Origin of the sequence: Micromonospora sp. NPDC049044 (assembly GCF_040649215.1) — a bacterium.
In the GTDB taxonomy this organism is placed as follows: Bacteria; Actinomycetota; Actinomycetes; order Mycobacteriales; family Micromonosporaceae; genus Micromonospora.
In genome coordinates, this window is record NZ_JBEZFA010000028.1 from 82,987 (window position 1) to 102,187 (window position 19,201).

Below are 19,201 nucleotides of genomic sequence, written 5' to 3' on the forward strand. Positions count from 1 at the left end.
GTCGCGTTCGACAGGCCGGCTGATCAGCAGGGCTGGCCAGGCGGATCAGGTGGCCCACTCCGGTGACCACTTGATCACGGTTCGGCCGGCCGATCGCCACCCCGACGACCGGTCACAGTCGTACGGCCGTTCGGATGCGACGCCCGGACGAGCGTAAATCCGGCGGCGAACGGTCGTACCCGACCGATACTCTTCCTGCGCGCGTCGTCGTCCTGGCACGTCGCGCCCCGCGCCTGGTCGGCGCGGCATCGCCGCCACCGCCCACCACTGGCCGGCTCAATCGACTTCAGGAGAGTTTGTGACACAGCAATCCGTCGCGACATCGGACAAACTCGACGCCGCGGTGCTCAAGGTGGCCGGCGTCGTCGTCCTCGGCGCGATCATGTCGATCCTCGACGTGACGGTGGTCAGCGTGGCGCTGCCCACCTTCCAGAGCGAGTTCGACGCGTCGTACGCCCGCGTGGCGTGGACGATGACCGCCTACACCCTCGCGCTCGCCACAGTGATCCCGCTCAGTGGCTGGGCGGCCGACCGGTTCGGCACCAAACGCCTCTACATGGTGGCGCTGGCCCTGTTCACCATCGGATCGGGGCTCTGCGCCACCGCCGACACGATCGGCGAGCTGATCGGCTACCGGGTGCTCCAGGGCCTCGGCGGCGGCATGCTCATGCCGCTGGGCATGACCATCATGACCCGCGCGGCAGGCCCGCACCGGATCGGCCGACTGATGGCCGTCCTCGGCATCCCGATGCTGCTCGGGCCGATCGGCGGGCCGATCCTCGGTGGTTGGCTCATCGACACCGCGAGCTGGCACTGGATCTTCCTGATCAACCTGCCGATCGGCGTCATCGCCCTGATCTACGCGCAGTTCGCCCTGCCGAAGGACGCCCCCGAGCCGTCGGAGTCGTTCGACTTCCTCGGCATGCTCATGCTCTCGCCGGGCCTGGCGCTCTTCCTCTACGGCGTCTCGTCGCTGCCGGAGGCCGGCACCTTCGCCGAGGCCAAGGTGTGGGCCCCGATGCTCGTCGGTGGCGCGCTCGTGGTGGCGTTCGTGCTCTACTCGTTCAAGCCCCGGCACCCGCTGCTCGACCTGCGCCTGTTCCGCAACCGCAGCCTGACCATCGCGTCGCTGACGCTGTTCGTGTTCATCATCGCGTTCATGGGCGCCGGCCTGCTGTTCCCGAGCTACTTCCTCCAGGTGCGCGGCGAGACGACGCTGACCGCCGGTCTGCTGATGGCCCCGCAGGGCATCGGCGCGATGATCACCATGCCGATCGCCGGCACGTTGGCCGACCGGGTGCCGATCGGGCGGACCGTCCCGTTCGCGCTGGCGCTCATCGTCGTCGGGTTCTTCGGCTTCACCCAGGTCGACCCGCAGACCTCGTACGTGCTGCTCTGCGGGTCGCTGTTCGTGATGGGCCTGGGCATGGGCGGCACCATGATGCCGATCATGACGTCGGCGCTGCGGACGTTGCAGGCTCAGGAGGTGGCGCGCGGCTCGACGCTTGTCAACATCCTCCAGCAGATCGGCGGCTCGGTCGGCGCCGCCGTGATGTCGGTGATCCTCACCAACGAGCTGAACGGCTCACGGCCGATCCCCGGCCTGGTGGACGAGAGCGGCAAGCCGATCACCGAGGCCGGGCTGGCCATCGCCTCCCAGCAGCGGCCGGAGCTGCTCCAGCAGATGCCGGTCGACCCGTCGATCATCGAGCGTGGCCTGGACTTCGCCGCCAAGTCGTTCGCCAGTACGTTCTGGGTGGCGTTCGCGCTTGTCGTGCTCACCTTCATCCCGGCGGCGCTGCTGCCGCGCCGACGTCAGCCGGCGCAGCTCGACGACCCGCAGGCCGAGCAGGTGCGCACGCCCGTCGTCATCCACTGACCGACGCCGCCGCGCTCAGTACCCGATGCGGTGCTGAGCGCGGCGACTACGGCGTCAGCGCAACGGACCGTCGCCGGGCCCGTCCGGGTCCTCGACCACGTGGATCGCGGCCTCCTCCGCGCTGGCCGCGCCGGCGTCGATGCCGGCGTCCCAGGCCACCGACTCGGCCTCGTCGTCCTCGCGGACACCCTCGTCGTAGGCGACGAGACGGCCCGCGCGGGCCTCACTCTCGTACCCCCGGCGGGTCAGCTCGTCCTCGTCGTCGCCGCCCTCGGCGTACGGGTCGACATCCGGCACCTCCTGGGCGAGGTGCTGCGCCAGGGACTCACCGGCCCGCTCCTCGGCGGGTGTGGTGCCGAACCGGTTGGCCGCGGTCCAGTGGTCCTCGGCCACGATGCCGGTGTCGAGGGGGTCGCCGACCCGGTCGTCGTCGAGGGTGTCGGAGGCGTCCAGGACGCCGTCGTCCTCGGCCACGTTCCACTCGTCGACGGAATCCATCCGCTCGGTCTGGCTCACGGCGGTCTCCTCTTCGTCACGGTGCACCAAAGTGCCCAGCCTATGACCGTGCAACGCATCCGCACGCCGAGGCCCGCCCGCTGTGACGAACCGACCCCGGCGGTACGGCCGGGCGTGCCGGTCAGCGTGTGAGCAGCCCCACCACGGCTTCGGTGAACTCCGCCGGCTGCTCGATGTGGGCGAAGTGCCCGCTCCGCTCCAGCAGCACCAGCCGCGAGTCCTTGAGGCCCGCGTGCAACTGCTCGGCCCAGCGCGGGCCGCAGATGAAGTCGTACGCCCCGACGATCACCACGACGGGCACGGTGATCTCCGCCAGGTTCTCCCGCACGTCGAAGGGCGTGGGGTCCTGCGCGCCGGCCGGTGCCGAGGAGATCCGGACGGCGGCCTGGAACGGGACGAACTCGTCCTGTCGGCCCCAGAAGTCCGCGAAGTACACCGGCAGGGCGGCGCGCAGGGCGGCCGCCAACGACTCGTCGTCCGTCGCTGCGCCGATCTGACCGAAGGCCGCCGGGACGGCCGCCGCCTCCGGCCGGTCCGGGTGCCGCTGCGGGTACGCGGCAAGACCGGCCATCGCCTCGGCCCAGAACTCGGCGCCGGTGACCGGTGAGGTGTCGTACAGGGCGAGACCGGCGACCCGGTCCGGGTGGGCGAGCGCGTACCGCTGGACGACGAAGCCGCCGTGCGAGTGTCCGAGCAGGTACACCCGGGGTGCGCCGAGGTGCTCGACGACGGCATCGAGGAACCGGACATAGGTGTCGAGACGGTACTCACTGGGATCATCGAGTCGTCCGGCGGCACCGGTGCCGACCGGCTCGACGTACACCATCGTGAAGTGCTCTTCCAGGCTCGGCGTGCGCAGGTAGGCCCACTCGATGCCGGGGCCGCCGGAGTGCGCCACGCAGACCGGGCCGGTGCCGGCGACGTGGTAGACCTGCCGGACGCCGTCGACGGTGAAGGTGTGCGCGCCCGGTGTGAGGGCGCTGACGTCGTGGCTTGTGGAACCCATGAACTATCTCCCGATCCGAGACCCGCGCGGCGGCTGCCGGCGCGGCAACTGGTGCATGACGCGGACCAGATGCGGGGGTGGACGGAAAAGTTCGCTCCGGTCGGAGAGGTTTTTCAGACAAGCGCCGGGATGGGGTGGAAGAGGGTGAGTTGGCGTACGCGGCCCTCGCGCAGCACCTGCAACCACAGTGCCGCCGGCGGGCAGTGCTCCGGGTCGTCGGGTGGGCTGATCAGGTCGGTCTCCCAGATCAGCACGTCGCCACTGGCCACGACGTTGCGCAGCCGCTGACGTACTCCGGCGGACAAATCACCGTTCATGCCGTTGATCGCCAGGTCACGGCCGCCGCGCGGGCCGCCCGGCACGATCATCTCGGCGTCCGGCCACCAGCTGTCGCGGACCACCCGGTCGAAGTCGCCGCTCATCGCCGTGGTGATCATGTCGCGGCCCTCCCGCCAGCGCGAGTCGTTCGCGGCGGCGACGTCCGGGTGCGCCGCGCTCGCCGCCGTCCGGAGGCCACCGGCGAGCGCACGGCGGGCGTGGCTGAGGCGGCTGCGGACGGTGCCGACCGGCACGCCACACACGGCCGCGATCTGCTCGTACGAGGACGCGTCGCTGAAGTACCGCAGCAGGGTGACGAGCCGGTCAGGCTCGGACAGCTGCCCGATGGAGTGCCACACCCAGTCGCGCGTCGCCGCCCGGTCCAGCGCCTCCTCGGGGGTGGGTGTGTCGGCGGGGCGGGTGAACCACTCGGGTTCGGCGACCGGGACCGCTTTCGGGCCCCGCAGCGCCATCCGGCTGTTGTTGCGGACGATGGCCCGCAACCAGCTGCCGACGGCGCTCGGGTCGCGCACCTCGCCGATACGCCGCAGAGCGACGACCATGGTGTCCTGCACCGCGTCCTCGGCGTCCGGCCCGTAACCGAGGACGCTCAACGCGACGGCCCGCATCCCGGCCTCGTGCCGGGCCAGTAGCGCCCCGAGCGCTGCCGCGTCTCCCGCCTGCGCGAGCACGACCAGCTCCACGTCGCTCTGCGTCACGCCCAGTTCCTCCCCGAAAGGTCTTTTTCACCGTCTTGCGCCCCATCAAGCGTACGGCGGGCCGGCGGCTCGATGGCCCGCCGGTCGGCCGTCCTACGCTGCGCAAGGGCCGGCGGCGCGGGTGGCTCGAAGGCCGATCTGCCGCAGGGGCCACGCGCGGGGCGTCTGCAACAGCGACAGCAGGCCCAGCAGTCGGGCCGGGGGCGTCGGACCTGGCTCCCAGAATGCCAGCGATGTGTGCCAGAACCTGTCCTATATGGGCCGTAGCGTTTTCGGCATGACACCCTTTCGCGTGGACATCCCCCAGGTGGACCCCGACGACCTGCGTGACCAGCTCGCCCGCACCCGGTGGACCCGCTCGTTGCCCGGCACCGGCTGGAGCCGCGGGGTGCCGGTGGACTGGCCGCAGGGCAACCCGGGCAGCCACTTCGTGGCGATGGACGAGCCGCTGGCGCACGCCGCGGACATCCGCGCGTTCTTCGGGCAGCTGCGATGATCGAGCTGGACTGGGCTCAGGTGGCCGCCCGACGTCTACAGCGGCACCGGCTCTCCCCGTCGACGGCGCGGACGGCACCGGACGCCGGGCGCGTCGCGGACGTGGTGTCGGCGATGTGCGGCGCGCACGCCCAGATCGCCTCGGCCGCCGAGCTGTCCATCGGACTGCGGCTGCCGGGCGCGACCCGCGCCCTGGTCCGCCGGTCACTGTGGACGGACCGCACAGTGGTCAAGACCCGGGGGCCGCGCGGGACGGTGCACCTGCTCGCCGCGGCGGACCTGCCGATGTGGGTCGGTGCGCTGTCCGCGATGCCGGCCCCGCCGTGGGAGCGCAGTGTGGTCCTGCTGACGCCCCGGCAGACCGAGCAGGTCCTCGCGGCCATCGCCGACGCGGTCGCCGAGGCGGACCTGACCACCGCCGAGCTGACCGAGGAGGTCGTCGCCCGTACCGGCCCGTGGGCGGGCGACCTGGTCGTGGAGGCGTTCCAGGACACCTGGCCCCGGTGGGTCGCCGCGATGCCCGCCGCCACCCGGGCCGGAGTGGTCTGCTTCGGCGCGAATCGCGGTCGGGCCACCACGTACACCAGCCCGACCCGGTGGCTGCCCGACTTCGCGCCGATGCCCGGTCGCGCCGCCCTGGCCGGACTCGTCCGCGGCTACCTGTACGCGTACGGGCCGGCCACTCCGAGGCAGTTCGCCAGGTGGTTGGGGGTGGCGCCGGAGTGGGCGACGTGGCTGTTCGACTCGGCCGATCTGACCGAGGTGACGGTGGAGGGCAGCCGGGCCTGGGTGTCCGCCGAGGACACCGAGTTCCCCGACCGGCCGTCCGGCTTGCGGCTGCTGCCCTACTTCGACGCGTACGTGGTCGGCTGCCACCCGCGCGAGCGGCTCTTCCCCGGTGCCGCCGCCCACCGGGCGCTCGCCAACGGTCAGGCCGGTAACTATCCGGTGCTGTTGGTGGACGGGGTGGTCGCCGGAGTGTGGCACCAACGCCGCTCCGGCCGCTCCATCCGGGTCACCGTCGAGCCGTTGCGGGCGCTCGACGCCGCCCGGCAACGGGCGCTGGGGGAGGAGGTCGAACGGGTCGGCGAGATCCTCGAGGGTGCGGCGTCGCTGACCATCGGCACCATCAGTGTCGGCCCGCACGCCTGAGACCACGCCGACGCACCGGCTGAGCCAGGATGAGGGGGTGCACCCCGAACCGGTCGACCACGCGCCCCGGCAGGCATTCCCCTGGGCGCTCCTGCGGCAGCGCTGGGAGGACCTCACCTTCCTGCACTGGCCCGTCGCCCCGGAGACCGTCGCGCCGCTGCTACCCGCCGGCACCCGTCCGGACACCCTGGACGGGGTCAGCTACGTCGGCCTTATCGGTTTTCGGATGGTCGGGCTGGGCTTCGGCCGGGGGCCGGGGGTGCCGTATTTCGGCACCTTCGCCGAGACCAACGTCCGGCTCTACTCGGTCGACGACACCGGCCGGCGGGCCGTGGTGTTCCGCTCGCTCGACGCGTCCCGCCTGGTGCCGGTGCTCGTGGCGCGGGCGACGCTGCGGCTGCCGTACCTCTGGTCGTCGATGCGGTTGGACCACGACGGCGACCGTCGCAGCTACCGGTGCCGGCGACGCTGGCCGGGCCCGGCGGGTACGACGAGCCGGATGGCGGTGCGGGTGGGGGAGCCGATCGTCGACCCGACCCCCCTTGAGCACTTCCTCACCGCCCGCTGGGGGCTGCACACCCGGGCGTACGGGGGCACCCTGCACCTGCCGAACTGGCATCCGCGCTGGCCGCTGCACCGGGCCGAGCTGCTGCACCTGGACGACGAGCTGGTCGCCGCCGCCGGGGTGCCGACACCGCTCGGCTCGCCGGTGAGCGTGCTCTACTCGCCCGGCGTCGCGGTCAGGTTCGGCCCACCGCTGACACTGCGCCGGCCCGGTTGAGCGGTGCCGGGCCGGCGCGGCGTCAGTAGCGACCGCCCTCCGGTGCGGGCAACGCGTCCAGGTCGGCCAGGTCCTCGGCGCTGAGCCGCACGTCGGCGGCGGCGCAGTTGTCCACCAGGTACTTCGGCGTCTTGGTGCCCGGGATCGGGATGACCTGGTCACCCCGGGCGACCACCCAGGCCAGGGCGACCTGCGCGGGGCTGGCCCCGGCCCGGTCGGCGATCTCCCGGACCCGGGCGACGATGGCGAGGTTGGCGCGCAGCGCGTCCTGCTGGAAGCGCGGCAGGCCGCGGCGGAAGTCGTCGGCGGGCAGGTCGTCGAACGAGGTGAACCGGCCGGCGAGGAAACCGCGACCGAGCGGGGAGAACGGCAGGAAGGCGATGCCCTGCGCGGCGCAGTACGGCAGCACCTCGGCCAGCGGGTCGCGGGTCCACAGCGACAGCTCGGACTGCACCGACGCCACCGGGTGTACCGCCTGGGCCCGTGCGATCTGGGCCACCGTCACCTCGGACAGCCCGATCTGCCGCGCCTTGCCCGCGGCGACGACCTCCGCCATCGCGCCCCAGGACTCCTCGATGGGCACCTCCGGGTCGACCCGGTGCAGCTGGTAGAGGTCGACGTGGTCGGTGCCGAGCCGGCGCAGGCTGGCGTCGATCGCGGCGCGGATGTGCTCCGGCCGGCCGTTGTTGCCGATCGTCGGGGAGTTGCCGGGGCCGCCGGTGGTGGAGGTGGCCACCAGGCCGACCTTCGTGGCCAGGACGGCACGCTCGCGGTGACCGCCGGCCAGCGCCCGCCCGACCAGCTCCTCATTCGTGTACGGCCCGTACACGTCCGACGTGTCGATAAGCGTGGCGCCCAGGTCCAGCGCCTGCCGGATGACGGAGATCGAGGTGTCGTCGTCGCGGGGACCGGTGATGTCGTAGCCGTGGCTCATGCCCATGCAGCCGAGGCCGATGACGCCGACCTCGGGGCCTGCGCTGCCCAGCGTGGTGGTTCGCATGTGCCCACGCTACGACCACTGCGGGCGCTTGGCGCGGCGGGTTCGGGTCGCGCACCACCGAGGCCGGCGGGGCCGGTGCTGCCGAAGGGGTCGGCAGGCGGCAGTCGATCCGAAACTGCTCGGTGACGACTCTCACTGGAAACGGACTACCTGGTCCGGTACGGTGGTGGCTAAGCGGACTCATGAGTCCGGATCTGTCCGACAGTGAGAAAGAGGAGCCCCATGAATCCGGTGCGGATCAGCGACGCCCTGCTCGCGGTGGCCTTCGATCCGAAGCGCGACCTGACCGAGGCGCTGGATCAGTTCTACGCCCCCGACTACACCCACCGCAGCGACGGCAAGACCCTTGACCGGGCCGAATTCGCCGAGATGGTGACGCAGGCACGCACTCAGATCGTCAGCGGCACGGTGACCGTCCTCGACGAGCTGCGCGAGGGTTCCCGCTACGCCGAACGACACGTTTTCGAGATCACCATGGCCGACGGGTCCACCGCCAAGCGGGAGATCGCGATCTTCGGGTCGTACGCCGAGGACGGCCGCTTCCGCCACCTCAGTGAGACGGGTTTCGACCTTCCCGCCTGAACCACCTCGACGACAACACAGGCTCGACGACAACACAGGAGAGCACCATGCCCCGACTCAACGATCCCGACCCGAACGTCGTCCCAGCCGACGTCCGCGACTTCCTGTCCGCGTTGCCGCCGGACCCGATGGTCAAGATGCTGACCCACTCGGTCGGCACCGTGAAACTGTTCATCCAGCAGGCCAGGGCACAGTTCACCGCGCTGGAACTGCCCGCCCGCTCGCGGGAGTTGGTCATCCTGACCGTTGCCGAGTACGCCGGGTGCGAGTTCGTGGCGGCCCAGCACGGTCCGATGTCCGAGGCGGTCGGCGTCAGCCAGCGCACCCGCCAGATCATCAGCGGCCGGGACATCGACAACCCGGACCTTTCGGCGTACGACCGGACGCTCATCCGGTTCGCCGCCGAGGTGGTGCGGTCGCCGCGCGTTGCCGACGACGTCTTCGACCAGGTGCGGCACATCCTGAGTGAGCGCGAGATCGTCGAAGCGCTTCAGGTGATCGGCTACTACTGGTCGTTCGGACGGGTGGCCACGGTGCTCAACGTCGAACTCACCACCGTGTACGGCGACGAGCCGCTGCTGACCGGGGAGACCGAGCGGGCAGACTGAGGCCGTGACCACGCCAACGCCGAGCGACCCGGACAGGCCCCACCGCCGGCTGGACGCCCGGCGCAACCACGAGCGGGTCATCGCCGCCGCCCGGGAACTCTTCGCCGAGCAGGGCCTCCAGGTGACGGTGCCGCAGGTCGCCGACCGGGCCGGGGTGGGCCGTGCGACGGTCTACCGGAGCTACCCCAGCAAGGACGACCTGATCGTCGCGGTCGTCCACCGCCAGTTCGACGAGCTGGAGCAGCGCATCCGCGCCGCGCTCGACGGCGCCGACCCGTACCGGGAGTGGTGTTCCTTCGTGCCCGACCTGTTCGGACGCCTCGCCCGCGACCGGGTGCTCGCCGACGCGTTCTTCGAGGGCCGGCTGGTGCCCGCCGCGCACATCCTGAGTCTGATCGGGCAACTGGTGGCTGCGGCCCGGTCCTCCGGCAAGATCCGCCTGGACGCTGGGGAGCTGGACATCAGGGTCCTCGTATGCGGAGCGGTTCGGCAGCTCATAGTGCTTGACGAGCGCGATCCGGCGGTGTGGCGCCGGTACGCCGACCTGGTGCTCAACGCGCTGCGCCCCTGACCACGGGGCAGGGCCGGGGATCACCGGCGTGGGTGCGGGTGGTGACCAACGGGCCGCACTGAGTCCGACGACCAGCGAGAAATCAGCGGCGCCGCCTTGAACCGCATAGCGAATGATCGATATTGTCTGCCGCAGGCGCCGCCCCGCCCCAGGCCATCACCGTCGATCGACCGAAGCGGGTTCAGCATGCGCGCACTGAGACTTGTCACGACGCTGGCCGTCGCCGGCCTGCTCGCCGGGGCGGTGGCGACAGTCGCCACCCCGGCCAGCGCGGCGACCGCCGCCTTCTCCGTGACCAACAACTGGGGCAGTGGCTACCAGGGGCAGGTCACCGTCACCAACAACACCTCCACACAGATCACCAGCTGGCGCGTGGAGTTCGACCTGCCGGCCGGAACGAGCATCAGCCAGTCGTGGAACGCCCAACAGGCGACCTCGGGCAACCACTACACCTTCAGCAACGTGTCGTGGAACGGCACTCTCGGTGCCGGCGCGTCGACGTCGTTCGGCTTCCTCGTCAACGGCTCGGGCACCCCGGTGAACTGCACAGTCAACGGCGACAGCATCTCCTGCACCGGCGGCACACCCCCGACGACCCCGCCGCCCACCACCCCGCCGCCCACGACTCCGCCGCCCACGACCCCACCGCCCACGACCCCGCCGCCGAGCACCGGCACGCCTGTCGAGCGGTACGGGCAACTCCGGGTCTGCGGCACGACGATGTGCGACAGGTCCGGCGCTCGGGTGCAGTTGCGCGGCGTCAGCAGCATGTGGCTCAACTGGGAGACCGCCCCGTACGCCGAGAATCTCTCCGCGCTGCGCTGGATGCGGGACAACTGGAAGCTCCAGGTGATCCGCGCGGCCATGGGCGTGGAGCCGGCCGGCGCGTACCTGAGTGATCCGAGCAGGGCGCGGGCGCAGGTGGAGACCATCATCAACAACGCGGTCAGCGCCGGGGTGTACGTGATCGTCGACTGGCACGCGCACGAGGCGCAGAACAACCAGTCGCAGGCGGTGGCGTTCTTCGGTGACCTGGCCCGCCGCTACGGCCACCTGCCCAACGTCATCTGGGAGCCGTACAACGAGCCGTTGCAGGTGAGCTGGACCAACGTCATCAAGCCGTACCACCAGGCGGTGGTCGCGGCGATCCGCGCCGCCGACCCGGACAACATCGTGGTGCTCGGCACCCCAACCTGGTCGCAGGACGTGGACGTGGCGGCGGCCAGCCCGGTCAGCGGCACCAACCTGATGTACACCCTGCACTTCTACTCGTGCACGCACGGCGCGTCGCTGCGGGCCAAGGGCGACGCGGCGATCCGGGCCGGCCTCGCGCTGTTCGTCACCGAGTGGGGCGCCAGCAACGCCGACGGCGGCCTCGACGGCCGGTCCTGCCTGCCGGAGGCGCAGTCCTGGATCGACTGGATGAGGGCGAACGGCATCTCCTGGACGGCGTGGAAGCTGGACGTCGGCACCGACACCACCAACCTGCTCAGCCCCGGCGCGCCGGTGACCGGTGGGTGGACCAACTACCTGCACGGCCACGCGCCGTTCGTGGTGGCGAACATGAGCTGACGCGACTGCCACTCCGGGGCGCGCCGTGCGGGCGCGTCCCGGGCCGGCACGGCGCGATTCCGACGGCCCGTTGAGCAGGCCGGCGAGAACGGTCCGCCACCTTAACGCACCCGAAACACGCCCGGCACCAACCCTGGGAACGCTCGTCGGACAGCCACGACCGCCGATCTGCGAACCGGGGTGACCATGGCCGACAACACCACGAACGCGCCGACGTTCGACGCGCCGAGCAGCCGGTCCGGCAACGGCCGGGCACTGCCCACGCCGCGCGCCAACACGGCGGCGACCCTCGACGACGGCGACCCGGCGGACCTTGCCACGATCGGTGTCGAGGAGGAGTTCCACGTCGTCGACCTGCACACCCGGGAGTTGGTGCCGCGGGCCGGGGAGTTGCTCGACCGGCTTCCGGCCGACTCGTTCACCGCCGAGTTGCACCGCAGCGTGGTGGAGACCAACACCGCTGTCTGCCGCAGCCTGGACGAGATCCGCGCCGAGCTGACCCGGCTGCGCCAGCTGGCCGTCCAGGTCGCCGACCGGGCCGGGTTGGGCATCGTGGCGGCCGGCACGGTGCCGTTGCGCGCCGACGGCGACCCGAGCGTCACCCCCACCTCCCGCTACCGGCGGATGCTCGACGAGTACCAACTCCTCGCCCGGGAGCAGTTGATCTGCGGCGCGCAGGTGCACGTCGGCGTGTCCGACCGCGACCTGGCGGTCGCGGTCACCCGCCGGGTCCAGCCGTGGCTGCCGGTGCTGCTCGCCCTGTCGACAAGCTCGCCGTACTGGATGGGTCAGGACAGCGGCTACGCCAGCGTCCGGTCGCTGGTCTGGCAGCGCTGGCCCACAGCGGGTGACCCGGGCGAGGTGACCAGCGCCGCGGATCATGAGGCGTTGGTGGCCGAGCTGATCTCCTCCGGCACGATCACCGACCCCGCCATGATCTACTTCGATGTCCGGCCGTCGGCCCACGTGCCCACCGTCGAGCTGCGGATCACCGACGCCAACGCCGACGTGGAGACCATCGTCCTGCTCACCGGGCTGTTCCGGGCGTTGGTCCGGCGGGAGGTGGCGGCCCTGCGCGCCGGGGTGGAGCGCACCGCAGTGCGGCCCCCGGTGCTGCGCGCCGCCGTGTGGCGGGCGGCCCGCTCCGGACTGGAGGGTGACCTGCTCGACCTGCCCCGCTCGGCCCGGCCGGTGCCGGCCGCCGAGGCGGTCCGTCGCCTGGTGACCGACCTGCGCCCCCAGTTGGCGGCGACCGGTGACTGGGAGCAGGTCCGGGAGCTCACCCGCTACGCCCTGGAGCGCGGCAGCTCCGCCGCGCGGCAGCGCCGGGCGTACGAGCGTCGCGGCCGGCTCGCCGACGTGGTGGACCTGCTCCTCGACGAGACCCGGGGCCGGGTCCGCGAGGCGCTGCCGGGTGCGCCCACACCGCCGGAGCTGCCCACGTACGCCGACGCCGGCGACGAGGTCTTCGGCTCGGCCGGACCGGACCCGGCGTACGCGCCGATCCTGACGGCCCTGCGCCACCTCGGGGCCGGCGCCCTGCGCCAGCGCGAACACGACCGGGACGAGGAGCAGCGCGCCCGCGGCGTGACGTTCAGCGTGGCCGGCGAGGCGAGCACCCGGCTCTTCCCGGTCGACCTGGTGCCCCGCGTGGTGGCGGCCGCCGACTGGCGGGCCCTGCGCACCGGCCTGGTGCAACGCGCCCACGCCCTGGACGCCTTCCTGCGCGACGTCTACGGCGACCGGGAGGTGGTGGCCGACGGCGTGGTGCCGGCGTGGGTGGTGGAGTCCTCACCCGGGCTGCGCCCGACCGGCGCGCTGATGGGTCGGCGGGGCACCCGCGCCCAGGTGTCCGGGACCGACCTCGTCCGCGACCCGGACGGCGGCTGGTATGTGCTGGAGGACAACCTGCGGGTGCCCTCCGGGATCGGCTACGCGGTGCAGAACCGCCGGCTGACCCGGGCGGTGCTGCCGGAGCTGCCGGTGCCGGCGGACCTGCTGCCCGCCGACGAGACGCCGGCGATGCTGTACCGGGCGCTGATCGCCGCCGCGCCCCCCGCGGCCGACGATCCCGCCGTGGTGGTGCTCAGCAGCGGCCCGGCTGACCCGGCGTGGTTCGAGCACCGGCTGCTCGCCGACGAGATGGCCGTGCCGCTCACCGAGACCGGTGACCTGCTGGTGGAGGAGGGCCGGGTCTGGCTGGTCCGTGCCGGCACCCGCAGCCGGGTCGACGTGATCTACCTGCGGATGGACGAGGAGGCGCTGCTGCACGCGCCCGGCGCCGACGGGCTGCCGCTGGGCTGGCCGTTGCTCGCCGCGGTGCACGCCGGGCGGCTCACCCTCGCCAACGCGCTGGGCAACGGTGTCGGCGACGACAAGGCGCTGTACGCGTACGTGCCCCGACTCATCGAGTACTACCTGGGCGAGAAGCCCCTGCTGGGGGACGTGCCGACGTACCTGTGCGGGCTGCCCGAGCAGCGGGCCGAGGTGTTGGACCGGCTCGACGAGTTGGTGCTCAAGCCCGTCGACGGGTACGGCGGCGACCGGGTGGTGATCGGCCCGCGCGCCGAGGCCGAGGAGTTGGACGCCGTCCGGGAACAGATCCTCGCCGCCCCGCACCGGTGGATCGCCCAGGAGATGGTCTCGCTCACCACCCACCCGGTCTTCGACGGTACGGCTCTCGCGCCCCGCCACGTCGACCTGCGGGCCTTCGTGTTCCTCGGCGAGCGGGCCGAGGTCGCACCGGTGGCGCTGACCCGGGTCGCGCCCGCCGGCAGCATGATCGTCAACTCGTCACGAGGCGGCGGGTCGAAGGACACCTGGCTGCTCGGTTCGGCCGAGCAGAATTCGGTGTAACGCACGGTTGACCTACCCGTCATCGGTACGCAACCCGGCCCGCCAAACCTGGACCGGTCAGCGGCCCGAACGGATCCGAGCCGATGAGAGGTGTGCCATGTGCGGTATCGGAGGCGAGTTACGCCTCGACGGGGCGCCACCGGACCTGGCCGCCGTCGAGCGGATGCTCCCCGTCCTGGCCTCGCGGGGCCCCGACGGTGCCGGGCGGTGGCAGCACGGGCCGGTGGCCCTGGTGCACCGCCGGTTGCGCATCATCGACCTCTCCGACGCCGGCGCCCAGCCGATGGTCGACAGCGATCTGGGCCTGGCCGTGGTCTTCAACGGCTGCATCTACAACTACCGGGAGCTGCGCGACGAGCTGATCGGCTTCGGCTACACCTTCCGGTCGACCTCCGACACCGAGGTGATCCTCAAGGCCTACCACAGGTGGGGGACGGCCTGCGTCGAACGGTTCTACGGGATGTTCGCGTTCGCCCTTGTCGAGCTGGCCACCCACACAGTGGTGCTGGCCCGCGACCGGCTCGGCATCAAGCCGCTCTACCTGACCCAGACGCCGGGACGGATCCGCTTCGCCTCGACCCTGCCGGCGTTGCTCGCCGCCGGTGACGTGGACACCGACCTCGACCCGGTGGCGCTGCACCACTACATGACCTTTCACTCGGTGGTACCCCCACCGCGCACGATCCTCGCCGGGGTCGGCAAGCTCCCACCGGCCACTGTACGGGTGATCACCGCGGACGGCCGGAGCACCGACACGCGCTACTGGCAGCCGGAGTTCACCAGGGCCGCCGCCCCGGCGATGTCTGCCGACGAGTGGCAGGAACGGATCATGGCGGCGTTGCGCACCGCCGTACGCCGACGGATGGTCGCCGACGTGCCGGTCGGGGTGCTGCTCTCCGGTGGCCTCGACTCCAGCCTGATCGTCGCGCTGCTCGCCGAGCAGGGCCAGACCGGGCTGGCCACCTTCAGCATCGGGTTCGAGGCGGCGGCGGGGGAGAGCGGCGACGAGTTCCACTACTCCGACCTGGTGGCCCGCCACTTCGCCACCGACCACCAGCAGATCCGCATCGGCGCCAGCCGGTTCGTACCCGCCGTGCACGACGCCATCGCGGCGATGAGCGAGCCGATGGTCAGCCACGACTGCGTCGCGTTCCACCTGCTCTCCGAGGAGGTGTCGCGGCGCATCACTGTGGTGCAGTCCGGGCAGGGCGCCGACGAGATCCTGGCCGGCTACGACTGGTACCCGCCGATGGCGAACGTGGCCCGCGCGGACGCCGTCGAGGCGTACGCCCGGGTGTTCTTCGACAGGCGGCACGACGCGCTCGGCGGGCACCTCGCGCCCGAGTGGATGCTCGACCATGACGCCAGCCTGGAGTTCGTCGCCGCCCACTTCGGTGCGCCCGGCGCGGACACCGCGCTCGACGCGGCGCTGCGCCAGGACAGCCTGGTGATGCTCGTCGACGACCCGGTCAAACGGGTCGACAACATGACGATGGCCTGGGGTCTGGAGGCGCGGGTGCCGTTCCTCGACCACGAGGTGGTCGAGCTGGCCGCCGCCTGCCCACCGGCGCTGAAGCTGGCCCACGGCGGCAAGGGCGTGCTCAAGGCGGCGAGCCGGGGCATCGTCCCGGACGAGGTGATCGACCGGCCGAAGGGCTACTTCCCGGTGCCCGCCATCCGGCACCTCTCCGGCCCACTGCTCGACGACGTCCGGGACGCGCTCACCGCCCAGCCGGCGCGCGAGCGGGGACTGTTCCGCAAGGACTACCTGGAGGAGTTGCTGGACGCGCCGAACGCCCGGCGGACCACGTTGGGCTCCAACGCGCTCTGGCAGCTCGGGCTGCTGGAGCTCTGGTTGCAGCGGATCGGGGTTTAGATGATCGTTCGGACCGATGCGCCGCGCCGGGTCCGCCCCGTGCGGCACCGGCCGGCGGTGCCCCCGCCCCCCGGCGAGGACTTCGCGCCCGCGCCGTCACCGGACGGCCGACGGTTGGCGTACCTGTCCGACCGGGCCGGAACCCCTGCCGTCTGGGTCCGCGACGTCGACGCGGCCGAGGCCGTCGCGCTGCCCAGCGGCGACGAACCGGTCCTGGCGGTGAGCTGGTCCCCGGACGGGCGGTGGCTGGCCTGCGTCGTCGCGCCCGGCGGCGCACCCCGCACCGAGCTGTGGGTGCTGCGTCCGGACGGCACGCAGCGCCGCCAGGTCGCCGGGTTCGGCCGGCGCAGTGCCACCCTGGCCGGCTGGCTGCCCCACGGCGCGCTGCTGGCGGTCACCGAGACCGCCGAGCGGGGTGTCGCAGTGCTTGTCGACGCCGACACCGGGCACCGGCGGGTGCTCGCCGAGGGCGATCTGCTCACCCTCCTGGATGTCAGCCCGGACGGCGGGTCCGCCCTGCTGCGACGCGGTCCGCGGAACGCACGCTGGCTGGAACTGCTGGACGTGGCCACCGGCGACCGGGTACGGCTGCTGCCGGACACCGGCCGGGGCAGCACCGACCAGGGCTGGTTCGGCCCCGACGGGACGAGCGTGCTGGCGCGTACCGACGCGTTCTCGGAGCTGGTCGCGCTGGTGCGCGTCGACCTCGCGCGCCCGGAGCGGGCCCCGACGCGGCTCGCGGCGCGTCCGGACGCCGAGCTGGAGCACGTCGCGCTCAGCGCCGACCGGCGCCGCGCCGCGCTGTCGTGGAACACCTACGGCGGGCGCAGCGAGCTGAGTCTGCTGGATCTCGCCAGCGGCGTGCAGCGGACCGTCGCCGCCCCGGGCGAGGTGCTCGACGGCGCGGTTTTCGCCGCCGACGGTGGCCTGCTCTGCGTCACCGCGCAGGGGCCGGTGCAGCCGCGGGAGGTCTGGCTGGTCGACCCGGCGAGCGGCACCCCGCGCCCGCTGCGGCCGGACACCGACGCCGCGCGTACCGGCGCGGGTGTCGCCCCGCAGCTCGTCGACCTGCGCGCCCGCGACGGGTTGCCGCTGTCCGGCTGGCTGTACCGCCCGCCCGGCCCGGGCCCCTGGCCGACCGCGATCAGCCTGCACGGTGGCCCCGAGGCGCAGGAGCGCCCCGGCTACAACCCGCTGTTCCAGGCCCTCGTCGCGCAGGGCGTCGCCGTGTTCGCGCCCAACGTACGGGGCTCGTCGGGCTTCGGCCGCACCTTCGTCGCCGCCGACAACCTCGCCGGCCGCTACGGGGCCATCGCCGACGTGGCGGCGTGCGCCGACCACCTGATCGACAGCGGTGTCGCGATCCCGGGCCGGCTCGGCTGCCTGGGCCGCTCCTACGGCGGCTACCTGGTCCTCGCGGTGCTGGTGAACTTCCCGGGGCTGTTCGCCGCCGGTGTGGCCGAGTGCGGCATCTCCGATTTCCGCACGTTCTACGCCGGCACCGAGCCGTGGATCGCCGCCGCCGCCGTCAGCAAGTACGGCGACCCGGTGCGCGACGCCGACCTGCTGCGGGACCTGTCCCCGATGACCCGCATCGACCAGCTCGACGTGCCGGTGCTGCTCATCCACGGCGCGAACGACACAAACGTGCCGGCCGACGAGTCGGCCCAGGTGGCGCAGGCCCTCGCCGCGCGGGACGTCCCGCACGGGCACCTCGTGCTCACCGGGGAGGGGCACGACTTCCTGGCCCGCGACAACGCCGAGACGGCGCGTACGGCCACCACCGCCTGGCTCACCCGGCACCTCGCCGTGACGACGGCCACCGTCGGCTGAGGCGTTATCCTGCGCCCGTGGACGTCACGGCGCAGGGTGAGCGGCTGGCCGCCGACCTGGGACGGTGGCTGGCCGACGTGACCTTCGTCGACCTGGACGCCGACGAGGTGACCGCGCTGATCATCGACGCGGTGGCGCGGTGGGGGCAGGAGCACCGCTGGCGGGTCTACCGGCGCGCGCCCAGCGTCATGCCGCTGCCGCCGCCCATGCACCAGCGGCACTCCGTCCTCGACGTGGCGTGCGCCCGACCGGACGGCCCACCGGTGGTGATCGAGGTCGACCACACCGACCGGGCGCGTACGGTGCAGAAACTCGCCGCCGAGGCCGACGCCGGCCGGATCCCGATCTGGGTGCGCTGGGGCGTGGGCCGCTTCACCGCGCCGCCACCGCCGGTGCGGATGGTGACCGTCGAGGTGACCCGCCGCGCCGGGCCGGCCGGGCGCGGACGTCTGCACAGCCGCACCGGCGACCGACCCGCGCCGGCGCACTCGTCAGGCGGCGGCACGGCCGCCCCGCAGGCGCTGCCGATCCCGCTTACCGACCCGCTTTGAGGACCCGCTTTCGGCCCCTCGCAAGGGGACCTGAAGCGAATCGTAAGCGGGGCTCGGCAGAGTTCTGGGTGTCACCGGAGCACACGACACACACCCAGGAGATTCCGATGCGCAAGCTCATCAACTCGACCTACCTCACCCTCGACGGCGTCATCGAGAACCCGATGTGGACCGCGCCCTACTTCGACGAGGAGGCCGCCGCCTTCGCCGGATCGCAGACCGAGGACGCCGACGCGCTGCTGATGGGCCGGGCCACCTACGACGGCTTCTCCCAGGCCTGGCCGACGATGGACGAGAGCGACCCGAGCACCGGCGCCGCGTTCTTCAACAACGTCAAGAAGTACGTCGCCTCGACCACCCTCACCAACCCCACCTGGAACAACACGGAGGTGCTCCAGGGCGACCTGGTCGAGGCGGTCGCGAAGCTCAAGGCCCAGGACGGCAAGGACATCGTCCAGTACGGCTACGGCTCGGTCACCGCCCAGCTGGTCAAGGCGGGCCTGATCGACGAGGTCCGGTTCTGGATCCACCCGGTGCTGGAGGGCGGCGCCAGCCTGAGCACCCCGCTCACCGACGTGAAGGCGACGTTCGAGCTGATCGACACCCGGGTGCACAAGAGCGGCGTGATCATCGCCTCGTACCGGCCGAAGTCGGCGAGCTGAGCGGCTGAGCGGCGATCAGAGCTGGGCCCGGGCCTCGCCCGGGGCCAGCTTCGCGCCCTCGGCGGCCAGCGCGTCGAAGCGTTCCCGGCCGAGCGCGGCGAGCACCCGTTCGGTCACCCGGTCGGTGCCCGCCTTGAGCACGCTGTTGTCGGCCTTGATGGCGTCGATGGCGAGCTTGGAGCCCGCGCCGCCGACCATGAAGAACTCCGACCGGTTGGCCTGCT

At 72.3% G+C, this 19,201-nt stretch carries 17 protein-coding genes and 1 pseudogene; 13 read left to right on the plus strand and 5 right to left on the minus strand.

Annotated elements, in window-relative coordinates:
• Positions 1-298: 298 nt before the first annotated feature.
• The gene (locus AB0B85_RS22575; protein ID WP_357410322.1) at positions 299-1,879 is read left to right on the plus strand and encodes a DHA2 family efflux MFS transporter permease subunit; all 1,581 of its coding nucleotides are present in this window, start codon (positions 299-301) and stop codon (positions 1,877-1,879) included.
• A gap of 54 nt (positions 1,880-1,933) precedes the next feature.
• On the opposite strand, the gene AB0B85_RS22580 is transcribed toward AB0B85_RS22575, so the two are convergent.
• The 3 genes from AB0B85_RS22580 to AB0B85_RS22590 all read right to left on the minus strand — a co-directional run bounded on the left by AB0B85_RS22580 (position 1,934) and on the right by AB0B85_RS22590 (position 4,438).
• Positions 1,934-2,395: a DUF5709 domain-containing protein gene (locus AB0B85_RS22580; protein WP_357410324.1), complete on the minus strand. Its 462-nt coding sequence runs from the start codon at positions 2,393-2,395 to the stop codon at positions 1,934-1,936.
• A gap of 121 nt (positions 2,396-2,516) precedes the next feature.
• Positions 2,517-3,401: an alpha/beta hydrolase gene (locus AB0B85_RS22585; RefSeq protein WP_357410326.1), complete on the minus strand. Its 885-nt coding sequence runs from the start codon at positions 3,399-3,401 to the stop codon at positions 2,517-2,519.
• A gap of 113 nt (positions 3,402-3,514) precedes the next feature.
• Complete coding sequence (locus AB0B85_RS22590; protein WP_357410328.1) at positions 3,515-4,438, minus strand: sigma-70 family RNA polymerase sigma factor; 924 nt, start codon at positions 4,436-4,438, stop codon at positions 3,515-3,517.
• Positions 4,439-4,715: 277 nt separating this feature from the next.
• Between AB0B85_RS22590 and AB0B85_RS22595 the strand changes: the two genes are divergently transcribed.
• From AB0B85_RS22595 to AB0B85_RS22605, 3 genes are read left to right on the plus strand one after another with little or no spacing between them, the layout of a single operon-like run.
• The gene (locus tag AB0B85_RS22595; protein ID WP_357410330.1) at positions 4,716-4,934 is read left to right on the plus strand and encodes an epoxide hydrolase N-terminal domain-containing protein; all 219 of its coding nucleotides are present in this window, start codon (positions 4,716-4,718) and stop codon (positions 4,932-4,934) included.
• A complete protein-coding gene (locus AB0B85_RS22600) occupies positions 4,931-6,085 on the plus strand; it encodes a winged helix DNA-binding domain-containing protein (RefSeq protein WP_357410332.1) in 1,155 nt (384 codons plus the stop codon). Before AB0B85_RS22595 ends, AB0B85_RS22600 begins: the two co-directional genes overlap by 4 nt.
• Before the next feature lie 37 nt (positions 6,086-6,122).
• Complete coding sequence (locus AB0B85_RS22605) at positions 6,123-6,866, plus strand: DUF2071 domain-containing protein (protein WP_357410334.1); 744 nt, start codon at positions 6,123-6,125, stop codon at positions 6,864-6,866.
• 22 nt (positions 6,867-6,888) lie between these two features.
• Here AB0B85_RS22605 and AB0B85_RS22610 read toward each other — a convergent pair whose 3' ends face one another.
• Entirely contained in the window at positions 6,889-7,866 is a 978-nt protein-coding gene (locus tag AB0B85_RS22610) for an aldo/keto reductase (protein ID WP_357410336.1), read from the minus strand.
• Positions 7,867-8,088: 222 nt separating this feature from the next.
• Here AB0B85_RS22610 and AB0B85_RS22615 point away from each other — a divergent pair, with 222 nt between their 5' ends.
• From AB0B85_RS22615 to AB0B85_RS22655, 9 genes are all read left to right on the plus strand, one after another.
• Positions 8,089-8,448 carry a hypothetical protein gene (locus AB0B85_RS22615; RefSeq protein ID WP_357410338.1) on the plus strand — a complete coding sequence of 120 codons (360 nt, stop codon included), beginning with the start codon at positions 8,089-8,091 and terminating at the stop codon, positions 8,446-8,448.
• A gap of 47 nt (positions 8,449-8,495) precedes the next feature.
• Entirely contained in the window at positions 8,496-9,056 is a 561-nt protein-coding gene (locus AB0B85_RS22620) for a hypothetical protein (protein ID WP_357410340.1), read from the plus strand.
• Between the two features lie 4 nt (positions 9,057-9,060).
• Positions 9,061-9,627, plus strand: coding sequence for a helix-turn-helix domain-containing protein (locus AB0B85_RS22625; protein WP_357410341.1), 567 nt, complete (start codon positions 9,061-9,063; stop codon positions 9,625-9,627).
• A 186-nt stretch (positions 9,628-9,813) separates the two neighbouring features.
• Positions 9,814-11,199, plus strand: coding sequence for a cellulase family glycosylhydrolase (locus tag AB0B85_RS22630; protein WP_357410343.1), 1,386 nt, complete (start codon positions 9,814-9,816; stop codon positions 11,197-11,199).
• Between the two features lie 186 nt (positions 11,200-11,385).
• The gene (locus tag AB0B85_RS22635) at positions 11,386-14,055 is read left to right on the plus strand and encodes a carboxylate--amine ligase/circularly permuted type 2 ATP-grasp protein (RefSeq protein WP_357410345.1); all 2,670 of its coding nucleotides are present in this window, start codon (positions 11,386-11,388) and stop codon (positions 14,053-14,055) included.
• Positions 14,056-14,152: 97 nt separating this feature from the next.
• Positions 14,153-15,931 carry an N-acetylglutaminylglutamine amidotransferase gene (locus tag AB0B85_RS22640; protein ID WP_357410347.1) on the plus strand — a complete coding sequence of 593 codons (1,779 nt, stop codon included), beginning with the start codon at positions 14,153-14,155 and terminating at the stop codon, positions 15,929-15,931.
• Positions 15,932-17,764, plus strand: a complete 1,833-nt coding sequence (locus tag AB0B85_RS22645) for a prolyl oligopeptidase family serine peptidase (protein WP_357410349.1) — start codon at positions 15,932-15,934, stop codon at positions 17,762-17,764. It abuts the gene before it with no gap.
• A 17-nt stretch (positions 17,765-17,781) separates the two neighbouring features.
• On the plus strand, positions 17,782-18,315 hold the full coding sequence (locus AB0B85_RS22650) for a hypothetical protein (protein ID WP_357410351.1): 534 nt from the start codon (positions 17,782-17,784) through the stop codon (positions 18,313-18,315).
• 107 nt (positions 18,316-18,422) lie between these two features.
• On the plus strand, positions 18,423-18,977 hold the full coding sequence (locus AB0B85_RS22655; RefSeq protein ID WP_357410352.1) for a dihydrofolate reductase family protein: 555 nt from the start codon (positions 18,423-18,425) through the stop codon (positions 18,975-18,977).
• 15 nt (positions 18,978-18,992) lie between these two features.
• On the opposite strand, the pseudogene AB0B85_RS22660 reads toward AB0B85_RS22655, so the two are convergent.
• Positions 18,993-19,201: pseudogene (locus AB0B85_RS22660) on the minus strand (hypothetical protein); the annotation flags it as partial.